The following is a 21661-nucleotide window of genomic DNA, read 5'->3' on the forward strand; positions in this document are numbered from 1 at the left end:
CATGTCACTTTGAGTGCCCACACAGATTGTCTGATAAATTGTTAAAGAGCAGTGCAACGCGGCTTTCGCTCACCGTTGCGAGGTCCCGTATAATACGTTTTCCTCATTCAGAGTCAAGTGATTATTTTCACTTTTCTCTGTCGGCATTCATCTCTGAACCCCGCTAACCCGGCGGCTTGCAAGCCGTTTTTCCGTGTCAGTGGAGGCGCATTATAGGGAGTTCTCAGACGTTGACAACCCCTCTTTAAAAAAAAACGTTCAACCGTCTCTTTTTTGCTCAAAACCGTGCTACAGCGCGAGTTTTTCGAGCGTTTCAAACCCATAACGGCGCAAAACGGGTAAAAGTTGTTCAGTCTCGTTTGTTAGTGCCATACAAAACGCGATATTCGCATCGGCAGATTTGGCATCCGGCGCTTCATGTTCCAGCAGCCAGGCAGTACGACGGGCAATAGCCGCACCGGAATCCACCAGACGCGTCCCCTCCGGCAGTACTTCTAACAATTCTTCCTGTAAGAGCGGGAAATGAGTGCAGCCCAGAACGACGGTATCCGGCGGTTCCGGCATACGCAGCCACGGGCGAAGAATACGACGCAGCTCCTCAAGTGGCACCGTCTTGCCATGCAGCTTCGCTTCAGCCATCTCCACCAGCTCTGCCGAACCGAGCATCGCGATCTGACATTCATTGGCAAAACGATCGATCAATTCACGCGTATAAGGACGCTTCACCGTGCCGCGCGTAGCCAGCAGACCCACAATACCATTCGCAGTCAGGCGCGCAGCAGGCTTTATTGCGGGAACGACGCCCACAACCGGGAACTGAAATTTTGCGCGCAAGGCTGGCAGCGATACCGTGCTTGCCGTATTACAGGCGATGACCGCCAGCGCCAGAGGATAACGCTGCTGTACCGCGGTGACGATTTCAACGACACGCTCAACAATAAAGTCCTCGCTCTTCTCCCCATAAGGGAAAGCGACGTTATCGAAGGCGTAGATATAATGGAGATCCGGCAGGAGATGCCGAATCTCATCATAGACCGAAAGCCCACCGACACCGGAATCAAATACCAGCACGGTGGGACGCGGATTAGAAGGTGTAGCTGCCAGACAAGGTGTATTCCCGTCCTGCAGTTTGGTAGCCATAAACTGTCTCGTAATCTTTATCGAACAGGTTGGCTATTTTACCACGAACTGTAAGGTGAGAGGTGACAGGATATGAAACTGCGACATCCCACAGGCTTACCCCGCCCATTTTCACGCGTTCTGACGCATAAGTGTCTGGATCGATCGCGACATCATAGCGGGTGCCGAGGTAACGGTAAGCGAGGTTCCAGTCGAGATCCCATACCTGCCAGTCAAGTTGATACTTAACCTGCTGCTTAGAACGGCGGGCCAGCACTTCATGAGTTTTGGCGTTACGCGGGTCAACATAATCATAGGAGATCTGGTGTCTAACCGGTCCAGTTTCGAACTGTGCCGTCGCTTCCACACCTTTAATACGCGCTTCGTCAACGTTGTAGTACCGATACGTATGCGGATCGCTGCTGATCAGGTTATCAATATCATTACGATAACCGGTGATACGCCAGTTGACCGGTCCCGTCAGGCCTTCAAAGCCCCCTTCCCACTGTTTACTCTCCTCCGGTTTAAGGTCCGGATTGCCGTAAGAAGCGCTGTGGATCTGGCTCATCGTCGGTGCTTTAAAAGCGGTGCCGTAGGAGGCAATCACGCGATAACCATCCACAAACTCCCACGCTGCGCTGGTTTGCCACGTGCCATGGTTGCCAAAGTTGGAGTTGTCGTCATTACGCGCCGCCGCTTCCAGCGTCACGCTGTTGAACTGCTGCATCGCAGACGCGAACACACCGGTATTACGTTGCTCGTAACCTTTTTCCAGGTAACCGGTCCCGGCCTGCGTCTTCTGCTTTTGCCAGTCCAGGCCTGCGCCGATATTGCCATGGCCGACTTCTATAGTGTTGAGCCATTGGGTGGTGTACTGCTTCACGTCATCCATGGTTGCGGAATCAGCGTAGCGCCCTTTCTTCGGATCATAGTTCTGATCTTTACTGCGGCCGTAACCCGCCACCAGCTGTGACTGGAAAATCCCCTGGCTGTAACGCAAACCGGTATCCCAGTTCTGGCTGTAAAGCTGGCGAGTATCAGGTCGTCCATCCACCATAAAATTGGCGTCGTAATGATCGTAACCGTCATACGCGGTGCGGTTGTCATAACCAAAGCCACGGAAGAACCCGCTCACGCTGTCGGTAATTTGCTGTTCCACGGAGCCGTACAGCGATTTACTCATAAAACCATCGCGGTCAGGCTGGCGCGGCGCATCCTGGGCAGCAATATCAAAGCCGCGGGTATAGGTGTAGTTACCCGCCATAGTGATTTTGGTTTTATTCAGCACCTGCTGGAAAGCGCCATCATAGGTCTGGTAGCCCTTAGAGCCGACGCCCGCTGAGATTTCCGCACCCGGCTTATCACGCCCGGTGATGATGTTAATCACGCCGCCAATCGCGTCGGAGCCATACAGCGCAGAACGCGGGCCACGGACGTATTCGATTCGCTGAATCAGCGAGGTTGGGATTTGGCTCAGATCGGGAACGTTGCTAATCCCGGCGCTGTTCAACGGTACACCGTCAATCAGGACCAGAACATGACGGGATTCAGTGCCGCGAATAAAGGTAGAAGAGGTGGCACCCAGGCCACCGCTTTGCGCGATATCTACGCCCGGCAGACGTGACATAATCTCCACAACGCTCTTTGCCTGCCAGCGCTCAATATCTTCACGCGTCACCACGGACGTCGGTGCCAGAACTGTTTTTGCCGGTTGTTCAAAACGATTTGCTGTCACCACCAACGAGTCAGCGCTATCCTGCGCCCAGCCCGAAAATGCCGTAACGGACAACGCCGTTAACAGCGATACTTTTTTAATCATTGTTAAAGCATCCACAATATAAGAAGGATGCCGCAGGCCTCATCTATAGCACGCGATGATGAAACCAAATGCGACGTGATCCCGGCAGGTCTTCGGGCTGGGTGGCGTTTTGTGGATGAAGACTTCCCATTTTCACAGTGTCTGCAATTCTCATCCCGCCAGTCTTTACCGCTGCGCGTCAGCTCCAGATTTACACTGGATTCCCTTTTCACTCTCAGGAGACCGGAAACAGAATGCTACAATTAGACACGTATAGATGTCCAGATAGCTATTAGCCATTAAATCTGGACATCCACTGCACATTCCCTACAATCCCCGCGTAATTCTTTATCACTCAGGACGCATCATGACCCCCGAACACCTCCCGACAGAACAGTACGACGCACAGCTTGCAGAGAAAGTTGTCCGCCTGCAAAGTATGATGACGCCTTTCAACGCGCCCGTTCCTGAGGTGTTCCGTTCCCCCGTCAGCCACTACCGTATGCGCGCCGAGTTCCGCATCTGGCACGATGGCGACGACCTGTATCACATCATTTTCGATCAGCAGACTAAATCCCGTATCCGGGTTAACAGCTTCCCGGCGGCGAGTGAGCTGATTAACCAGCTCATGACTCTGATGATTGACGGTGTGCGCAACAACCCGGTGCTGCGCCATAAGCTGTTCCAGATTGACTACCTGACCACCCAAAGCAATCAGGCCATTGTCTCTCTGCTGTACCACAAGGCGCTTAACGACGAGTGGCGCGAGCAGGCAGAAGCGCTGCGCGATGCGCTACGGGCGCAAAACATCAACGTTCACCTGATTGGCCGCGCGACAAAAACCAAAATCATGCTGGATCAGGATTACATCGATGAGCGCCTGTCGGTGGCAGGAAAAGAGATGGTTTACCGTCAGGTAGAGAACAGCTTCACCCAACCTAACGCGGCGATGAACGTGCAAATGCTGGAGTGGGCGCTGAAAGCGACCGAAGGGTCAAAGGGCGATCTGCTTGAGCTGTACTGTGGGAATGGCAACTTCTCGCTGGCACTGGCGCGCAATTTCGAGCGCGTACTGGCAACGGAAATTGCCAAACCGTCCGTTGCGGCCGCGCAGTACAACATTGCCGCCAACCATATCGACAACGTGCAGATTATTCGTATGGCAGCAGAAGAGTTTACGCAGGCCATGAACGGCGTGCGCGAATTTAACCGTCTTGAGGGGATCGATCTGAAGGGCTATCAGTGCGAGACGATTTTTGTCGATCCGCCGCGCAGTGGCCTGGACAGCGAAACCGAGAAGATGGTGCAGGCATACCCGCGTATTTTGTACATTTCCTGTAACCCGGAAACGCTGTGCAAAAACCTGGAAACATTAAGCCAGACGCACAAGGTTGAACGTCTGGCGCTGTTCGATCAGTTCCCGTATACGCACCATATGGAGTGCGGTGTTTTACTTACCGCACGGTGATCTGTAGGCCGGATAAGCGTAGCGCCATCCGGCGTTTTTGGCAGGTGGCGCTTCGCTTACCTGCCCTACAAATAATTCCTTACTCTGGCAACTGGCTCTTGCGGCTGCGCATGCGAGAGCCAATCCAGAACACCAGCGCCACAGACAGAACAGCAGGGAAGAAGTTAGAGCCGATATCCGGGTACTCTGCGCGCACCACCGTGCTGTACAGCAACACACCCAGAATAAAGCAGGCTGCGGCCAGGCCCGGTAACCCCACCGGCATGGTGCGGTTCAGATAACGCTGGTGCAGGCAGTAAACCGTCAGCACCAGGGCGATAAGCGGGAAAATCGAGAAGGGTACGATGGAGCTAAAAATAGCGGCAAACGTACCATTAATGGATAAGCCAGCGATCAATGCCAGCAACAGCGTCCCTTTATCCTGACCTGACTGTTTCATTACTCACCTTCACTCTTCGGTTTGATGTGCCAGTTTCTCTTGTTCACGGCGATACCAGTAGTACGCACCTTTGGAGATCATCCTGAGCTGCAATACCAGTCGCTCTTCGAGTTGCTTACGTTGTTCAATGCTGACATCCAGCGCTTCGGCACCTGCACTGAAAACAATCGTCACCATCGCTTCAGCCTGTGCTTCGGTGAACGCACGCGGCATATGGTTTTCGAGTTCAAGATAGTCGGCAAGTTCCGCAATGAAATGCTGAATTTCACGCGCGACAGCGGCACGAAATGCCGCTGACGTCCCTGAACGCTCGCGCAGCAACAGGCGAAACGCGTTGGGGTTATTGCCGATAAATTCCATAAAGGTCGACACGGAGGTACGGATAACGCTACCGCCTTTCGCGATACGCTGCCGCGCCTGGCGCATCAGCTGGCGCAGCATGAGCCCACTCTCGTCGACCATGGTCAGACCCAGTTCATCCACATCACGGAAATGGCGATAGAAGGACGTTGGCGCAATCCCGGCCTCGCGTGCGACTTCACGCAGGCTCAAACTGGCAAAACTCCGCTCAGCACTCAGTTGACTGAATGCAGCTTCCACCAGCGAACGCCGGGTTTTCTCTTTTTGTTGTGCTCTTACGCCCATCACGATAGTTGAATCCTTCCAAAGGTCTGATGGCACTATACCAGAGAATAAAATTAATCTGTTTACCTGGCTTTGTGAATGATTGTTTACGCGCGCTTTGTGCTCCACTGCCGGAAAAAAGCACAACGATAATTGGGTTACCCTGGCAATGATGTTATGATTCTGTTGCTTTTATGTATAAGAACAGGTAAGCCTTGCCATGCCACATTCCTACGATTACGACGCAATAGTTATTGGTTCCGGCCCCGGCGGCGAAGGCGCTGCTATGGGTCTGGTAAAACAGGGAGCCAGAGTAGCGGTCATTGAGCGCTACCATAATGTTGGCGGCGGTTGCACCCACTGGGGCACCATCCCTTCCAAAGCCCTCCGCCACGCCGTTAGCCGCATTATTGAATTTAACCAGAACCCTCTTTACAGCGACCACTCCCGACTTCTTCGTTCCTCTTTTGCCGATATCCTGAATCACGCAGATACCGTTATTAACCAGCAGACACGCATGCGTCAGGGTTTTTATGAGCGTAACCATTGCGAAATTCTTCAGGGTAACGCGCATTTTGTGGATGAACATACGCTGGCGCTGGAGTGTCACGACGGTTCGGTTGAAACCCTCACCGCTGAAAAATTTGTTATCGCCTGTGGTTCCCGCCCGTATCATCCGGCAGACGTGGATTTCTCCCACCCACGCATTTACGACAGCGATTCCATCCTCAGCCTGCACCATGAACCTCGCCATGTGATTATCTATGGCGCGGGGGTGATCGGGTGTGAATATGCGTCTATCTTCCGCGGAATGGATGTCAAAGTTGATCTGATTAACACGCGCGACCGCCTGCTGGCTTTCCTGGATCAGGAGATGTCAGACTCGCTCTCCTACCACTTCTGGAACAGCGGTGTGGTGATTCGCCACAACGAAGAGTACGAGAAGATCGAAGGCTGCGACGACGGCGTGATCATGCATCTGAAGTCTGGCAAAAAGCTGAAAGCCGACTGCCTGCTGTATGCTAACGGCCGTACCGGTAACACCGATTCACTGGCGCTGGAAAACATCGGTCTGGAGACGGACAGCCGTGGTCAGTTGAAGGTTAACAGCATGTACCAGACTGCCCTGCCGCACGTTTACGCGGTCGGTGACGTGATTGGTTACCCGAGCCTCGCTTCCGCGGCCTATGACCAGGGGCGCATTGCGGCGCAGGCGCTGGTAAAAGGCGAAGCGACGGCGCATCTGATCGAAGACATTCCAACTGGGATTTACACCATTCCGGAAATCAGCTCCGTAGGGAAAACCGAGCAGCAGCTGACCTCCATGAAGGTGCCTTACGAGGTGGGTCGCGCCCAGTTTAAACATCTGGCACGGGCACAAATTGTTGGCATGAGCGTGGGAACGCTGAAGATCCTGTTCCATCGTGAGACGAAAGAGATCCTCGGTATTCACTGCTTTGGTGAACGCGCGGCGGAAATCATTCATATCGGCCAGGCGATAATGGAGCAAAAAGGTGGCGGTAACACCATTGAGTACTTCGTTAACACCACCTTTAACTACCCGACCATGGCGGAAGCCTATCGGGTTGCCGCGCTGAACGGTTTAAACCGCCTGTTTTAACGCATTGTCAAAATGGCCATCCATCGCACCACGGATGGCCTCTGCCAGCTGCTCATAGCGGCTGCGCAGCGGTGACCCCGGACGATAAACCAGACCTATAGTACGACGTGGCTCTGGTTTAATGCACGGCAGGTAAACCACACCGTCGCGTTTACGCTCGCGCGGCACGGCCAGCGCAGGCAGCAACGTAATACCACTTCCCGCCGCCACCATATTACGCAGCGTTTCCAGGCTGGTTGCGCGGAAATGGGTATCTTCATCCGCTCCCGCTTCAAAACAGAAGCCCATGGCCTGATCGCGCAGGCAGTGGCCATCTTCCAGCATCAGCAGCTTTTCACCGGCCAGATCGGCCATCGGCGCACGATCGCGGTTCGCCCACGGGTGATCTTCGTAGATCGCCAGCATCATCGGCTCGTCAAACAGCGGCACTTCGATAAAGGCTTCGCTCTCTTTTACCAGCGCCAGAATGGCGCAGTCGAGCTTGCCGCTATCTAACTGTGCCAGCAGCTGATGGGTTTGCGCTTCATGCAGATACATTTCGAGTTTCGGGAACGTCTGGTGCAGCATCGGAATGATGTGCGGCAGAAGGTACGGACCAACGGTTGGGATCAGGCCAATATGCAGCGGGCCGGACATGGTCTCCCCTTGCTGACTTGCCATTTCCTTGAGCACTTTGACCTCGCGCAGCACGGTGCGCGCCTGATCCACCAGCAGCAAACCCGCCTGAGTGAACAGCACTTTACGACTGGTGCGCTCCAGCAGCATCACGCCCAGCTCGTCTTCCAGCTTGCGGATCTGACCGCTCAGCGTAGGCTGGCTGACGTGGCAGGAATCTGCCGCACGGCGAAAGTGGCGATGCTCGGCTAACGCTACCAGGTATTCAAGATCACGAATATTCATTATTCATCCTCCGTCGCCACGATAGTTCATGGCGATAGATAGCATAGCAACGAACGATTATCCCTATCAAGCATTCTGTTGAATAATACACCACATAGACGAGGCGGCACGTGTTTGACCCTTGACGTCCCCGCACCGTCAGCGAGTTTCTCTCAAAACTCGAACAACTAAAGCCAACGTGAACTTTTGCGGACCCCGTGGTCCGCTTTTTTTTGCGTAAAAAAACCCGGGGGTAAAAGCAAAATGGCAACCGAAGTTGCCATTTTTAGGGTTTGCTCCCTCTCCCTGTGGGAGAGGGCCGGGGTGAGGGCACCAGCCCGCACAAATCAAACCAACCGGTTTTTCGCGTCCGCAATCGCCTGCGCCACCTGCTTCGGCGACACACCGCCTTTCGCCGCACGCTTATCCAGGCATGACTGCAACGACAGAATCGGGTACACATCCTCCCCGATAACCGCACTGAATTTCTGCAGGTCGGCAAGCGCCAGCTCTTCCAGCGGTTTCCCCTGACGAATCGCTTCCACTACCGCTTCGCCCACAATGTGGTGCGCTTCACGGAACGGTACGCCTTTCGCCACCAGGTAATCCGCCAGTTCGGTCGCGTTTGCATAACCCTGCTGCGCCGCTTCCTGACAACGAGAACGTTTCACCTGAATGCCGTCCAGCACCAGCGCACCCATATGCAGGCAGTCCAGCCAGGTGTCGAGCGCGTCGAACAGCCCTTCTTTGTCTTCCTGCATATCTTTGTTGTACGCCAGCGGCAGCCCTTTCAGGGTCATCATCATGCCGGTCAGTGCGCCCTGTACGCGGCCACACTTCCCGCGGATCAGCTCCAGCGCATCCGGGTTTTTCTTCTGCGGCATCAGGGAAGAGCCGGACGTCACACGGTCAGACAACTCCACAAATCCGGCTTCGCCAGAGTTAAAGAAGATTAGGTCTTCGGCAAAGCGTGACAGGTGGACCATCCCGATAGAAGCATTCGACAGCAGTTCCAGCACGTGGTCACGGTCAGAGACGCTGTCCAGACTGTTACGGGTGGCAGACGCAAAGCCCAGCCAGCCTGCCAGCTGCTCGCGGTCAATTTCATATGCCGTACCCGCCAGTGCACCGCTGCCCAGCGGGCTGACGTCCAGGCGCTTCAGGGTATCCTGCAGGCGGCTTTCGTCACGCGCCAGCATCTCGACATAGGCCAGACACCAGTGCGCAAAGGTCACCGGCTGCGCGCGCTGCAAATGGGTATAACCCGGCATCACCGCGTCCTGGTTGTTCTGTGCCGTGTCTACCAGAGCGCTCTGCAGCTGACGGTTAGCCGCCAGCAGCTCCGCGACGGTATCTTTACACCACAGCTTCAGATCGGTAGCGACCTGGTCGTTACGGCTACGGCCGGTGTGCAGCTTTTTACCCAGCTGGCCAACTTTGTCGATCAGTTTGCCTTCTACCCAGCTGTGAATATCTTCGGCATCGCTTTGCAGAATTTGCTGCGGATCCAGACGCACTTCTTCCAGCAGATTATTGAGCGCCTCTTCCAGCTGCTGCTGCTCCTCTGCGGTCAGCACGCCCACCGTCACCAGCGCTTTGGACCAGGCCACAGAGCCGACGATATCCTGTTCGGCCAGGCGGTAGTCGAAGCGCAAAGAGTCGTTGAACTGTTTGAACCGTTGATCCGCTGCCTGTGTAAAACGCCCACCCCAAAGTGCCATAACATCGTTCCTTTATTCGTTAGTTCCGCCGGGTGGCGCTGCGCTTACCCGGCCTACGGTCATTCATTAATAACTTACGCTAAAATACGCGTGCCAATTGGCGTGCCGTTAAACAGCGCCGGAAGCTGCTCCGCGTGACGCCAGGAGGCGATATCCACCGGTCGACCGAGCGTACGGGCGGCATCCAGCGCGGCATTCACTTTGACGATCATCCCGTCGGTAATAATGCCCTGGGCGATCAGCTGTTCGGCTTTTGCCGCGGTCATTTCCGCAATGCGCTGGCCTTTGCCGTCCAGAATACCGCTCACATCGGAGAGCAGGATCAGGTCCGCGCCCAGCGTTGCCGCCAGTGCCGTCGCCGCCTGGTCCGCATTCACGTTCATCAGCTCACCCTCTTCGGTCACCCCGATAGAGCTCACTACCGGCAGGAAACCGCCTTCCAGCAGCGTGTTAATCAGCTTAGGCGAACCTGGCTGCGCCAGTCCAACGTGGCCGAGTTCTTCATCAAGCTGGGTCACTTTTACGCTGTCGCCATCGCCCAGATAGAGGCCAACGGAGGCAATGTTGTGTTTCTTCGCCCAGGACAACAGAGTCTTATTCGCCGTACCTGCCAGCGCACCGGTGATGATGTCAATCTGGTCGGCAGGCGTCACGCGCAGGCCGTTTTTCTTTTTCACCGGCAGGTTGAGCCCTTTCATCAGCTCATCCACCACGCAGCCGCCGCCGTGCACAATCACCAGCGGACGCTGGTGTGATTCGCGATAGTTAACCAGCGCGGTAAACAGACGCTCCAGCGCTTCTTCGCTGTCCAGCAGTACACCACCGAGTTTGATAATTAATGGGTTCATCATCACACCTTAAATAAGAGCCTGCGTTTCCGGGAAACCGAAACGAATATTTGCACACTGCATTGCCTGAGCGGCAGCGCCTTTGAGTAAGTTATCTTCTGCTGCCACCACGATCAGATGCTCGCCCTGCACGGCATAGCCGATGTCGCAGAACGGCAGGCCAACCACGTTTTTCAGCGCGGGCACGCCTTTGTCGTAGAGACGCACCAACGGTTTATCCGCATACGCCTGAGTAAAGGCCTCGCTCACCTGGTCTTTGGTCACGCCCGGTTTCAGGCGGCAGGTAATGGTTTCGAGGATCCCACGCGGGAAGCTACCCAGGTGCGGTGTAAAGATGACATTGGCCCCCAGATGGGTAGTGATTTCCGGATGATGGCGGTGATTAAACACGCCATACGGCTGCAGGCTGACTTCACAGAAGCTGTTAGAAATAGCAGCCTTGCGTCCGGCACCGCTGACACCACTGGTGGCGTTGATCACCGGCCACTGGTTCAGATCCAGCAGGTCTGCGTCGATCAGCGGCTTCAGAGAAAGCTGTGCGGTCGTCGGGTAGCAGCCCGGCACGGCAATCAGATCCGCTTCTTTCAGCTTGTCTGCGCTCCACTCCGCCAGCCCATACACGGCTTTTGCAAGCAGGTCCGGGTGCTGATGGGTAAAGCCATAGTATTTTTCGTAGAACGCGCCGTCGTTAACACGGAACGCGCCGGAGAGGTCGAACACCACGCAACCGGCCGCCAGGAATTGCGGCGCCAGGTCGTGACTGACCTCGTGCGCGGTGGCCAAAAACACCACGTCGACGCCGTCAGTGAACTCGCTGATGTCAGACATTGGCTGCAGTGGCAAGTCGACAATGCCCAAAAGCCACGGATGCAAATCAGAAATTAACTTTCCTGCATCATTGCTTTGCGCTGACACGGTCAAAGCGGTTATGGTCATATGTGGATGGCGATTCACGTAGCTTACAAGCTCTGCGCCCGCATAACCGCTAGCGCCTACAATCAGCGTATTCAACATCGGGTTCCTTTATGCTCAACGTTAATGTATTTTTATTCACATTTATTGCATGAATATTGATACTATCACGACCTAAGGTGTGTCAACAATGAAAATGAACTTACCGCCATTTATCGAGATTTACCGCGCCCTGATTGCCACACCCTCCATCAGCGCGACCGAAGAAGCGCTGGATCAGAGCAATGAGTCTTTAATCAATCTGCTGGCGGGTTGGTTTAGCGATCTTGGCTTTAACGTTGAGGTTCAGCCTGTTCCCGGAACACGCCATAAATTTAACCTGCTCGCCAGTACCGGACACGGCGCAGGCGGACTGCTGCTGGCCGGTCATACCGACACTGTGCCGTTTGACGATGGCCGCTGGACCCGCGACCCGTTTACCCTGACCGAGCATGACAACAAGCTTTACGGCCTTGGCACCGCCGACATGAAAGGCTTCTTCGCCTTTATCCTTGACGCGCTACGTGACGTAGACGTGACAAAACTGAAAAAGCCGCTCTACATTCTGGCGACCGCCGATGAAGAGACCAGCATGGCGGGGGCGCGTTACTTCTCAGAAAACACATCGATTCGCCCGGATTGCGCCATCATCGGTGAGCCTACGTCATTACAACCGATCCGTGCGCATAAAGGCCATATTTCCACGGCAGTGCGCGTGATGGGCCAGTCTGGCCACTCCAGCGATCCGGCGCGTGGCGTGAACGCCATTGAACTGATGCACGACGCCATCGGCCGCATCATGACTCTGCGCGACGAACTGAAAGAGCGGTATCACTACGATGCCTTCACCGTGCCGTATCCGACGCTGAACCTCGGGAGCCTGCACGGTGGCGATGCCTCTAACCGTATCTGCGCTTGCTGTGAGCTGCACATGGATATCCGTCCGCTGCCGGGCATGACGCTAAGTGATCTCGACGGCTTGCTGACCGAAGCGCTGGCCCCGGTGAGTGAACGCTGGCCTGGCCGCCTGACGGTGTCTGAACTGCATCCACCGATCCCGGGTTATGAATGTCCACCGGATCATCAGCTGGTTGAAGTGGTGGAAAAACTGCTCGGCGAGAAAACCGACGTGGTGAACTACTGCACCGAAGCGCCGTTTATTCAGACGCTGTGCCCGACGCTGGTACTTGGCCCAGGCTCCATCAACCAGGCGCACCAGCCGGATGAATACCTGGAAACCCGCTTCATCAAGCCCACCCGCGAACTGATTACCCAGGTTGTGCATCACTTCTGCTGGCATTAAAAAATGCCCCTCACCCTAACCCTCTCCCCAGAGGGGAGAGGGAATTTGAACACCCTCTCCCCTCTGGGGAGAGGGCAGGGTGAGGGGAATAAATCCCGCGATCTCCGTCACATTCCCATAAGCATCTCTTATCTGACGCAATGCGAATTAAATTTCGTAAATTGCCCGCATTTATTCGTTTGCTGAACCGTTTTCGCAGCAATTGACGACAGGGGTTTTACGTGGCTTTATAAAGGGAGATGACAAAATAATGTCCAGAAGATTTTCGCATGGGCATAAACAAAAATGATGGGGTGACTGGGTTTTTATGAACGAACAATATTCCGCGTTGCGTAGTAATGTCAGTATGCTCGGCAAAGTGCTTGGAGATACCATCAAAGATGCGTTGGGGGAAAACATCCTCGACCGCGTTGAAACCATCCGCAAGCTGTCTAAATCTTCCCGTGCCGGTAACGAAGCGAGTCGTCAGGAGCTGCTCACTACCTTGCAGAACCTCTCTAACGATGAGCTGCTGCCCGTTGCACGCGCATTCAGCCAGTTCCTGAACCTGGCAAACACGGCTGAGCAATACCATAGCATTTCGCCAAACGGCGAAGCTGCCAGCAACCCGGAAGTCATTGCCCGTACGCTTCGTAAACTCAAAGACCAGCCAAACCTCAACGAAGCCACCATTAAAAAAGCGGTTGAGTCCCTTTCGCTGGAGCTGGTGCTGACCGCCCACCCAACCGAAATCACCCGTCGTACCCTGATCCACAAAATGGTTGAAGTGAACAACTGTCTGAAACAGTTGGATAACAAAGACATTGCCGACTACGAACGTAACCAGCTGATGCGCCGTCTGCGCCAGCTGATTGCGCAGTCCTGGCACACCGATGAAATTCGTAAGCATCGCCCAAGCCCGGTAGACGAGGCCAAATGGGGCTTTGCGGTGGTGGAAAATAGCCTGTGGGAAGGGGTTCCGAACTACCTGCGTGAGCTGAACGAACAGCTGGAAGCAAACCTGGGCTATCGCCTGCCAGTAGATTTTGTCCCGGTACGCTTTACCTCCTGGATGGGCGGTGACCGCGACGGTAACCCGAACGTGACGGCAGAAATCACCCGCCACGTGCTGCTGCTGAGCCGCTGGAAAGCCACCGATCTGTTCCTGAAAGACATTCAGGTGCTGATCTCCGAGCTGTCGATGGTGGAAGCAACGCCAGAACTGCGCGCGCTGGCCGGTGAAGAAGGTGCCAGCGAGCCGTATCGTTTCCTGATGAAAAAACTGCGTAGCCAGCTGATGGCGACCCAGGCCTGGCTGGAAGCACGCCTGAAAGGCCAGCGCCTGCCGAAGCCGGAAGGTCTGCTGAGCCAGAACGAACAGCTCTGGGAACCGCTATACGCTTGCTATAAATCACTACAGGCCTGCGGGATGGGCATCATCGCCAATGGCGAACTGCTCGACACCCTGCGCCGCGTGAAGTGTTTTGGCGTGCCGCTGGTGCGTATCGACGTGCGTCAGGAGAGCACCCGCCATACCGAAGCGCTGGGTGAACTGACCCGTTATCTTGGCATCGGCGACTATGAAAGCTGGTCTGAAGCCGACAAACAGGCCTTCCTGATCCGCGAGCTGAACTCCAAGCGTCCTCTGCTGCCGCGCAACTGGGAGCCAAGCAACGAAACCCGCGAAGTGCTCAACACCTGTAAAGCGATCGTGGATGCGCCAAAAGGATCGGTCGCCGCCTATGTGATCTCGATGGCGAAAACCCCGTCCGACGTGTTGGCCGTTCACCTGCTACTGAAAGAAGCCGGTATCGACTATGCCCTGCCTGTCGCCCCGCTGTTTGAAACCCTTGACGACCTGAACAACGCCAATGATGTAATGACCCAGCTGCTGAACATCGACTGGTATCGCGGCTTTATTCAGGGCAAACAGATGGTGATGATCGGCTATTCCGACTCCGCAAAAGATGCGGGCGTGATGGCGGCATCCTGGGCGCAGTATCAGGCGCAGGACGCGCTGATCAAAACCTGCGAGAAAGCCGGTATTGAGCTGACGCTGTTCCACGGTCGCGGTGGCTCCATTGGCCGTGGCGGTGCGCCTGCGCACGCGGCGCTGCTCTCTCAGCCGCCGGGAAGCCTGAAAGGCGGCCTGCGCGTGACCGAACAGGGCGAGATGATCCGCTTCAAATACGGCCTGCCGGAAGTGACCATCAGCAGCCTGTCGCTCTATACCAGTGCGATTCTCGAAGCAAACCTGCTGCCACCGCCGGAGCCGAAAGAGTCCTGGTGTCGCATTATGGATGAGCTGTCTGACATCTCGTGCGACCTGTACCGCGGCTACGTGCGTGAAAACAAAGACTTCGTACCTTACTTCCGCTCTGCTACGCCAGAGCAGGAGCTGGGCAAACTGCCGCTGGGTTCACGTCCGGCTAAGCGTCGTCCGACCGGCGGCGTGGAGTCTCTGCGTGCAATCCCGTGGATCTTCGCCTGGACGCAGAACCGTCTGATGCTGCCAGCCTGGCTGGGTGCCGGTGCGGCGCTGCAGAAGGTGGTGGAAGATGGCAAACAGAACGAACTGGAAACCATGTGCCGCGACTGGCCATTCTTCTCTACCCGTCTGGGTATGCTGGAGATGGTCTTCTCGAAAGCTGACCTGTGGCTGGCGGAATACTACGATCAGCGCCTGGTGAAACCAGAGCTGTGGGCGCTGGGTAAAGAGCTGCGCGAACTGCTGGAAGGCGACATCAAAGTGGTACTGGATATCGCCAACGACTCCCATCTGATGGCCGATCTGCCGTGGATTGCCGAGTCTATCCAGCTGCGTAACATCTATACCGACCCACTAAACGTCCTGCAGGCGGAGCTGCTGCACCGTTCGCGTCTGGCGGAAGAGGAAGGTAAAGATCCGGATCCACGCGTAGAACAAGCGCTGATGGTGACGATTGCGGGCGTTGCAGCGGGTATGCGTAACACCGGCTAATGCTCACTGCCCGGCGGCGCTTCGCTTGCCGGGCCTACGACAGGTAGGCCGGGTAAGCGTCAGCGCCACCCGGCAATACCTCGGTATTTACACCATGCAGCATGATATTACCCACATCCTGACTGACCTGATTAGCGGTACGATGCCGCTACGTCAGGTTCATTTCGCCAACCCCGCCCTCTGCGCACCCGAACTCGCCCTGCAGGTTGATTTCCCCCGTCTGGAGATCGTGCTCGAAGGCTCGGTGAAAGACCAGGCGGCTTGCGTATTACAGCAGGGTGATGTTTTATACGTCCCGGCGGGAGGCTGGAACGATCCGCAATGGCAAACGCCCGCGACAACGCTGAGCATCCTGTTTGGTAAACAGCAGCTTGGATTTAGTCTTTTACACTGGAACGGCGTGGATGCTCGTAATCTTGCAAAACAGCACGTCGCCCGTCGGGGGCCACGCATTGGATCCTTCCTGTTACAGACGCTTCATGAAATGCAGATGCAGCCGCACGAGCAGCAAACAGCGCGACTGATTGTTGCCAGCCTGCTTAGCCACTGCGTCGATTTGTTGGGTAGCCAGATCCAGACCGCCTCCCGAAGTCAGGCGCTGTTTGAAGCTATTCGCGTTTATATCGATGAACATTATGCGACCCCGCTTACCCGGGAATCCGTAGCGCAGGCGTTTTACATCTCTCCGAACTATTTATCGCATCTTTTTCAGAAAACCGGCGCGGTAGGTTTTAATGAGTACCTGACCCACACGCGGCTGGAGCACGCGCGTCAGTTGCTGAAAGGGTATGACTTAAAGGTAAAAGAAGTGGCGCATGCCTGCGGGTTTGTCGACAGTAACTATTTCTGCCGTTTATTCCGTAAAAACACGGAGCGCTCGCCGTCGGAATACCGTCGTCAGTATCACAGCCAGCTAATCGGAAAAGCGGCTAATCCAGAATGACCTGCGTATGCTGCGGTGCGGATACCATTTTTCGTACCGCTGCCATGACCTTTTGCGGGTCCCGCAGGAAAGCATTAATGCCGCATTTCACATAGCGGGCGGATTCGAAGCGTTCATTGCCCGCCAGCTCAATATCCGTGATAAGTAATACGACATCGGCGCGGCGGATATCGTCCTCCGTCAGCTCACTTTCAATGCCTAACGCCCCTTGCGTCTCAATGCGCACTGACCATTTCTCCTGCTGGCAAATCCGCTCCAGCCGTTCTGCGGCCATGTACGTATGCGCCACGCCGCTCACGCACGCGGTTACCGCCACCAGATGACGCCCTGCTATTACTGTCATTTTTAACCTCCAATGGTGACATGAAACCCTTTATCTTCGGCCATACGGCGCATTGCCGCGACCTCGTCAGCTGTCGGAGGACTCACCTCCCGCATCGACCATTGTTGCCCAAGCAGACGGTATTTTGGTTCACCATAAGAGTGAAACGGTAATAAATGCAGCTGCCGTATCCCTGAAGGTAATAAAAATGCCAGCACGCTCGCCATGTTGGTGTCAGTTAGCGTATAGCCCGGAATAAGCGGCACACGGGGGATGACGTTTATGCCTTCGGCCACCAGCTGCGTAAGGTTTTCCAGCACCCTAGGAAGATTTACTGCCGTCACCGAACGTGCCTGCTCAGGATCCATAATCTTCAGGTCAAACAGTACTTCATCACACTGGCGTGCCAGCGGCAGCAATCGGGACAGGGGCGCATCTCCCGCCGTCTCAATAGCGGTATGAATACCGTAGCGGCGCAAACGCTTAAGCAGCTGCGTCGCAAAGGGTGCCTGCATTAATACTTCCCCGCCTGACAGCGTCACCCCGCCTCCCGATGAGCGAAAGAAGACGTCATCCTTCATCACTTCGCGTTCAAGCTCGTCCAGCGTCACGTCGCGTCCGATGCGTTCAAACGCGCCGGACGGGCACTCGTCCGCATCACGCAGGCAGGGAGCGCAGTGCAAACATTTGCTCTCCCGGCGAACCGTCTCTTTTTTCGGCGAGATCGACTCAGGATTGGCGCACCACGGGCAACGGTGAGGACAGCCTTTGAAAAAGACTACCGTGCGAATACCTGCTCCGTCGTTCAACGAATAACGCTGAATATTGAAAATACGCGCTACGTCGGCGCGTGTTTCAACGACGTCACAGCTGATGCGCGGTCCGACGGATAATGTCATCCTGGATCTCCTTCGACAGCTCAACAAAGAAGGCGCTGTAGCCGGCAACGCGTACCACCAGCCCGGCAAAATCCTGAGGACGCCGCTGCGCCTCACGCAGGGTTTCCGCGTTGACCACGTTGAACTGGATATGCTGTAACTTAAGCTGCGTAAACGCACGGAGGAAGTCCGCCAGCTTCTGCAACCCGGCATCGCCTTCCAGCGTGGCGGGGGTGAATTTAACGTTTAGCAGCGTACCGTTAGATAACAGATAGTTATCCAGCTTGCTCACCGACTTCAGCACAGCTGTCGGCCCCTGCATATCCTGGCCGAGCATCGGAGAAAGCCCTCCATCTGCCAGTTGTTCGCCCGCCAGGCGCCCATCCGGCGTCGCCCCCACGACCGCGCCAAGCGGCACATGGGCGGAGACGGTGTACGAGCCAGGCGTGAAGATTCCACCACGCGGGTTGCGGTATTTTTCGACCTCTTTACAGTAATGGCGCAGCAGTTCTGCACTGATATTGTCGACATCGTCGATATCATTACCATATTTCTCAAAGCGATGGATCAGCCGCGCGCGTACCTTTTCGCCCTCCGGGGTGGCAAAATTCGCTTTTAACACCGCCAGCAGCTCGTCAAAACTTAAGCGCTGCTGTTCAAACACCAGCCCTTTCAAGGCGTGAAGCGAGTCGCTCAAATTAGCAATACCAATCCCCTGCACGCCGGAGAAGTTATAGCGCGCGCCACCGTCAGTAATGTCTTTCCCCGTTTCCAGACAGTCGCTGATAAAGGAGGAGAGCAACGGCACGGGTGCCCAGTCGCGATGGCCGATATCGCAAATGTTGCTTCCTTCCACCATCAGTGCAATGTAGTGATTAATCCTGGCGCGTATATGTTCAATTAACCCCTCGTACGTCAGCCCGCTATTGCCTTCGTTCTCCTGCATGGCGATTTCCATTACCTTCAGCAGGTTAAACATGGCGATATCATGCAGGCCGTAAGTTTTCCCTGGAATCGACAGTTCAACGCAGCCGACAACCGCATAGTCACGCGCATCTTCCAGCGACACGCCGCGATTCAAAAAGGCAGGTACTATCACTTCATCGTTAAAAATCTGTGGAATGCCGGTGCCCAGCCGAATAGTCTCCGCTGTTTTCAGCAGGAAAGGCCGGTCGATCAGTTCGTTTACCCGTACGCCGAGGTTAGGCTGGGGAAGCTGAACGCTCTGGTAGGCATCCAGACACAGGAACGAAAGCACGTTCACCGCGCTACGCCCGTTTTCCGTCAGGCCACCCAGCAGCGCGGTATACCCGGTCGGGAACCCGGCAAAATAACGGGCGCTGCTGGTCGAGCGCAAGAGCACCACATCGTTACACTTCACCCACAGCGACTCCAGCAACTCTTTCAGAAACGCTGGATCGTCTCCCTGCGTTAACGAGGCCTGATAAAACGGCAGCATATACTGGTCAAAACGCCCGATGGAGAGCGAACTGGCGTTAGATTCGTACTGCAAAATGACGTTCATGTACCAGAACAGCTGACACGCCTGCCAGAAGGTTTGCGGCTTATGCTGTGCGTTGTGTCGCGAGATGTCGGCCATTGCCAGCAATTCTTCGCGGCGAGTAGCATCGCTGCTCTGAGCCAGTTCTTCAGCGAGCGCCGCATAACGCAGAATATGGCGCTGGGACGCTTCGAGCAGAATGAGCGCCGCTGCATAGAACGTGTTTTGCGTATCACGAGCGCAGCGTTCACGCATTTCCGCCACCAGCGCGCCCAGCCCGTTATTAAGCAGGCGAGGATAATCAATAATGATATGCCCCTGCCCTTTATCCGTCTGGTTGACGCTAAAAATCTGCGTCCCTACGGCGGCCTTCACCTCCTCCGTCATCTGGCTGTTGATGAAATCCTTCATCGACCGGTTTTCCCAATAGGGATACAGCACCTCACGGTAGGTCTGCTTATCCTCATCGCTGATTTCAAAGCGATCCTGCGGACGGGTGGCGAACAGGTCCAGTTCCTTAAGCAACCAGTAGGGATCCATCTCCGGAGACATAATGCCTGCACGCGGCTTAACGGTGCGGTTTCCGGCAATCAGTTCTTCATCACGAATCGCGATTTCCACATGGTCGAGAATGTGCGCCGTTGCTTTCGCGCGACGGAGAATAACCGGTTCGCCTTCCGTCTGTTGATGGCTGGCTGTATAGAGCAGCGCACGTTCAAGCGAGATCTCGCGAGGGTTGGCAAAGAGCGCATTTTTCAAACGCGGTATACGATTCGTCATGAGGGAACTCCTGTAACGGAAAAAACCAGCCCGCCCCGAAGGGCGGGAGAGCATCAGGCGGTTTGCGCCAGGTGGGCATCGATTTTGTTCATGATGGCGTCGGCACGTTTTACCGCATCGCTGATATTGACGCGCACGATGGTTTTCCCGGCAAAACGCTCTTCGAATTTAATGCCGATATCTTTAGTCAGGATCACCATATCTGCTGCGGCAATATCCTCTGCCGTCAGTTCGTTCTCAAGACCAATCGACCCCTGCGTTTCTACCTTCACTTCCCAGCCTTTCGCTTTTGCGGCGCTTTCCAGCGCTTCGGCAGCCATATAGGTATGGGCAACGCCAGACGGACATGCGGTTACTGCGATAATTCGGGCCATGTTCTCTTCCTCACTTAGTTAATTTCGAAATCCAGATCCAGGTCATCCTCTTTTTCCTCGACCTGCTTTGTGTTCTTTCGGGCAATACGCTTTAGCACGTTGACGCTGACCGCCGTCACCACTGCACCCACGGCAACCGCCGCGATATAGCCGAGCTTGCCGTCCACCACGGGAAGCACAATTAACCCGCCCCATCCGGCATAGCATTGCGCGCCCATAACCGCAGCCGTGACCGCGCCGCAGGCGGAGCCCAACATAATGGAAGGAATCACGCGTAGCGGGTCCGCTGCGGCAAACGGAATCGCTCCCTCGGTGACACCCACGCAGCCCATCACCAGCGCCGCTTTACCTGCTTCACGTTCTTCACCGGTAAAATTCTTACGGCCGATAAGCGTTGCCAGGCCTAACCCCAGCGGCGGTATGCAAATAGCCACGGCGGCAATTGCAACGACGGTATAGACGCCTTGCGCAACGCAAATCAGCATGAAGGCATAAGCCACTTTGTTGACCGGGCCGCCCATGTCGAACGCCAGCATGAGACCGATAATAATGGCGAGTACCACAATGCTGCCCTGCTGCATGCCTTGCAGCCACTGGGTGAGACCGGTAGTAAGCGCGCCTACAGGCTCGCCCAGTCCCCACATCATGATGCCTGCGGTAATAAACGTGCCGATAATCGGGATGATGAAGATAGGCATAACGGAACGCAGCACTTTCGGCACGGGCAGCTTTTTCAGATACCAGACGACAATGCCACCGAAAATCCCGGCGATAATTGCGCCAAAGAACCCTGCACCGAAGCTGTTGCCCACCCAGGCGGCAATAGCACAGGGAGCAAGCGCGGCGCGTTCTGCAATGGAATAACCAATATAGGCGGCGAGGAATGGCACCATCAGTGTTAAACCCGCCACACCGATGTCAAAGAGCTTTTTCAGATTGGGATCGGTTGCGGCATCGGGCACCGCACCTTTGCCGTATAGCATGACCGAAACCGCCAGCAGAATGCCGCCCGAGACCACAAACGGGATCATGTGCGACACCCCTGTCATCAGATGCTGTCGCGTGTTCTTGAGAATATGCACCAACGCTTTCATATGCCGCTCCAGGCCTTTATCCACAAAGATGTTGTGGCA

At 55.4% G+C, this 21661-nt stretch carries 18 protein-coding genes and 1 riboswitch; of the genes, 5 read left to right on the forward strand and 13 right to left on the reverse strand.

Features of this window, described 5'->3' with window-relative positions; all coding sequences use genetic code 11:
- Nucleotides 1–288 precede the first annotated feature (288 nt).
- Together murI and btuB are read right to left on the reverse strand one after the other, a co-directional pair.
- The gene (murI, locus tag HX884_RS09665; RefSeq protein WP_032618543.1) at nt 289–1140 is read right to left on the reverse strand and encodes a glutamate racemase; all 852 of its coding nucleotides are present in this window, start codon (nt 1138–1140) and stop codon (nt 289–291) included.
- Entirely contained in the window at nt 1085–2938 is a 1854-nt protein-coding gene (btuB, locus tag HX884_RS09670) for a TonB-dependent vitamin B12 receptor BtuB (protein WP_045901652.1), read from the reverse strand. Before btuB ends, murI begins: the two co-directional genes overlap by 56 nt.
- Nucleotides 2939–3003: 65 nt before the next feature.
- Nucleotides 3004–3180: riboswitch (cobalamin riboswitch) on the reverse strand.
- Nucleotides 3181–3284: 104 nt separating this feature from the next.
- Between btuB and trmA the strand changes: the two genes are divergently transcribed.
- Nucleotides 3285–4385, forward strand: a complete 1101-nt coding sequence (gene trmA, locus HX884_RS09675) for a tRNA (uridine(54)-C5)-methyltransferase TrmA (protein WP_013099295.1) — start codon at nt 3285–3287, stop codon at nt 4383–4385.
- Nucleotides 4386–4464: 79 nt separating this feature from the next.
- Here the strand turns inward: trmA and HX884_RS09680 are convergent, their stop codons facing one another.
- A complete protein-coding gene (locus tag HX884_RS09680) occupies nt 4465–4824 on the reverse strand; it encodes a YijD family membrane protein (RefSeq protein ID WP_008501783.1) in 360 nt (119 codons plus the stop codon).
- A gap of 9 nt (nt 4825–4833) precedes the next feature.
- On the reverse strand, nt 4834–5472 hold the full coding sequence (fabR, locus tag HX884_RS09685) for an HTH-type transcriptional repressor FabR (protein ID WP_008501784.1): 639 nt from the start codon (nt 5470–5472) through the stop codon (nt 4834–4836).
- Between the two features lie 196 nt (nt 5473–5668).
- On the opposite strand from fabR, the gene sthA reads away from it, so the two are divergent.
- Nucleotides 5669–7069 carry a Si-specific NAD(P)(+) transhydrogenase gene (gene sthA, locus HX884_RS09690; protein WP_014833741.1) on the forward strand — a complete coding sequence of 467 codons (1401 nt, stop codon included), beginning with the start codon at nt 5669–5671 and terminating at the stop codon, nt 7067–7069.
- Here the strand turns inward: sthA and oxyR are convergent.
- From oxyR to argC, 4 genes are all read right to left on the reverse strand, one after another.
- Entirely contained in the window at nt 7052–7969 is a 918-nt protein-coding gene (gene oxyR / locus HX884_RS09695; RefSeq protein WP_178328053.1) for a DNA-binding transcriptional regulator OxyR, read from the reverse strand. The genes sthA and oxyR overlap by 18 nt on opposite strands.
- 326 nt (nt 7970–8295) lie before the next feature.
- Nucleotides 8296–9669, reverse strand: coding sequence for an argininosuccinate lyase (gene argH, locus HX884_RS09700; protein WP_095428051.1), 1374 nt, complete (start codon nt 9667–9669; stop codon nt 8296–8298).
- A gap of 74 nt (nt 9670–9743) precedes the next feature.
- The gene (gene argB / locus HX884_RS09705; protein ID WP_095428052.1) at nt 9744–10520 is read right to left on the reverse strand and encodes an acetylglutamate kinase; all 777 of its coding nucleotides are present in this window, start codon (nt 10518–10520) and stop codon (nt 9744–9746) included.
- Nucleotides 10521–10526: 6 nt separating this feature from the next.
- The gene (gene argC, locus HX884_RS09710) at nt 10527–11531 is read right to left on the reverse strand and encodes an N-acetyl-gamma-glutamyl-phosphate reductase (RefSeq protein WP_178328054.1); all 1005 of its coding nucleotides are present in this window, start codon (nt 11529–11531) and stop codon (nt 10527–10529) included.
- Between the two features lie 88 nt (nt 11532–11619).
- Between argC and argE the strand changes: the two genes are divergently transcribed.
- From argE to HX884_RS09725, 3 genes are all read left to right on the forward strand, one after another.
- Nucleotides 11620–12771, forward strand: coding sequence for an acetylornithine deacetylase (gene argE, locus HX884_RS09715; RefSeq protein ID WP_013099301.1), 1152 nt, complete (start codon nt 11620–11622; stop codon nt 12769–12771).
- Between the two features lie 307 nt (nt 12772–13078).
- Nucleotides 13079–15730 carry a phosphoenolpyruvate carboxylase gene (gene ppc, locus HX884_RS09720; protein WP_013099302.1) on the forward strand — a complete coding sequence of 884 codons (2652 nt, stop codon included), beginning with the start codon at nt 13079–13081 and terminating at the stop codon, nt 15728–15730.
- Nucleotides 15731–15824: 94 nt separating this feature from the next.
- Entirely contained in the window at nt 15825–16673 is an 849-nt protein-coding gene (locus tag HX884_RS09725) for an AraC family transcriptional regulator (protein ID WP_029882884.1), read from the forward strand.
- Here the strand turns inward: HX884_RS09725 and HX884_RS09730 are convergent.
- From HX884_RS09730 to HX884_RS09750, 5 genes are read right to left on the reverse strand one after another with little or no spacing between them, the layout of a single operon-like run.
- A complete protein-coding gene (locus HX884_RS09730; RefSeq protein ID WP_029882885.1) occupies nt 16660–17016 on the reverse strand; it encodes a PTS fructose-like transporter subunit IIB in 357 nt (118 codons plus the stop codon). The genes HX884_RS09725 and HX884_RS09730 overlap by 14 nt on opposite strands.
- A gap of 2 nt (nt 17017–17018) precedes the next feature.
- Nucleotides 17019–17894, reverse strand: a complete 876-nt coding sequence (locus HX884_RS09735; RefSeq protein WP_178328055.1) for a [formate-C-acetyltransferase]-activating enzyme — start codon at nt 17892–17894, stop codon at nt 17019–17021.
- Nucleotides 17860–20154, reverse strand: coding sequence for a formate C-acetyltransferase (locus tag HX884_RS09740; protein WP_178328056.1), 2295 nt, complete (start codon nt 20152–20154; stop codon nt 17860–17862). Before HX884_RS09740 ends, HX884_RS09735 begins: the two co-directional genes overlap by 35 nt.
- 53 nt (nt 20155–20207) lie before the next feature.
- Nucleotides 20208–20528 carry a PTS fructose-like transporter subunit IIB gene (locus HX884_RS09745; protein ID WP_029882888.1) on the reverse strand — a complete coding sequence of 107 codons (321 nt, stop codon included), beginning with the start codon at nt 20526–20528 and terminating at the stop codon, nt 20208–20210.
- Between the two features lie 14 nt (nt 20529–20542).
- Entirely contained in the window at nt 20543–21622 is a 1080-nt protein-coding gene (locus tag HX884_RS09750) for a PTS fructose transporter subunit EIIC (RefSeq protein WP_020686915.1), read from the reverse strand.
- Nucleotides 21623–21661 lie beyond the last annotated feature (39 nt).

Origin of the sequence: Enterobacter sp. SECR19-1250, assembly GCF_013391025.1 — a bacterium.
Lineage (GTDB): Bacteria > Pseudomonadota > Gammaproteobacteria > Enterobacterales > Enterobacteriaceae > Enterobacter > Enterobacter cloacae.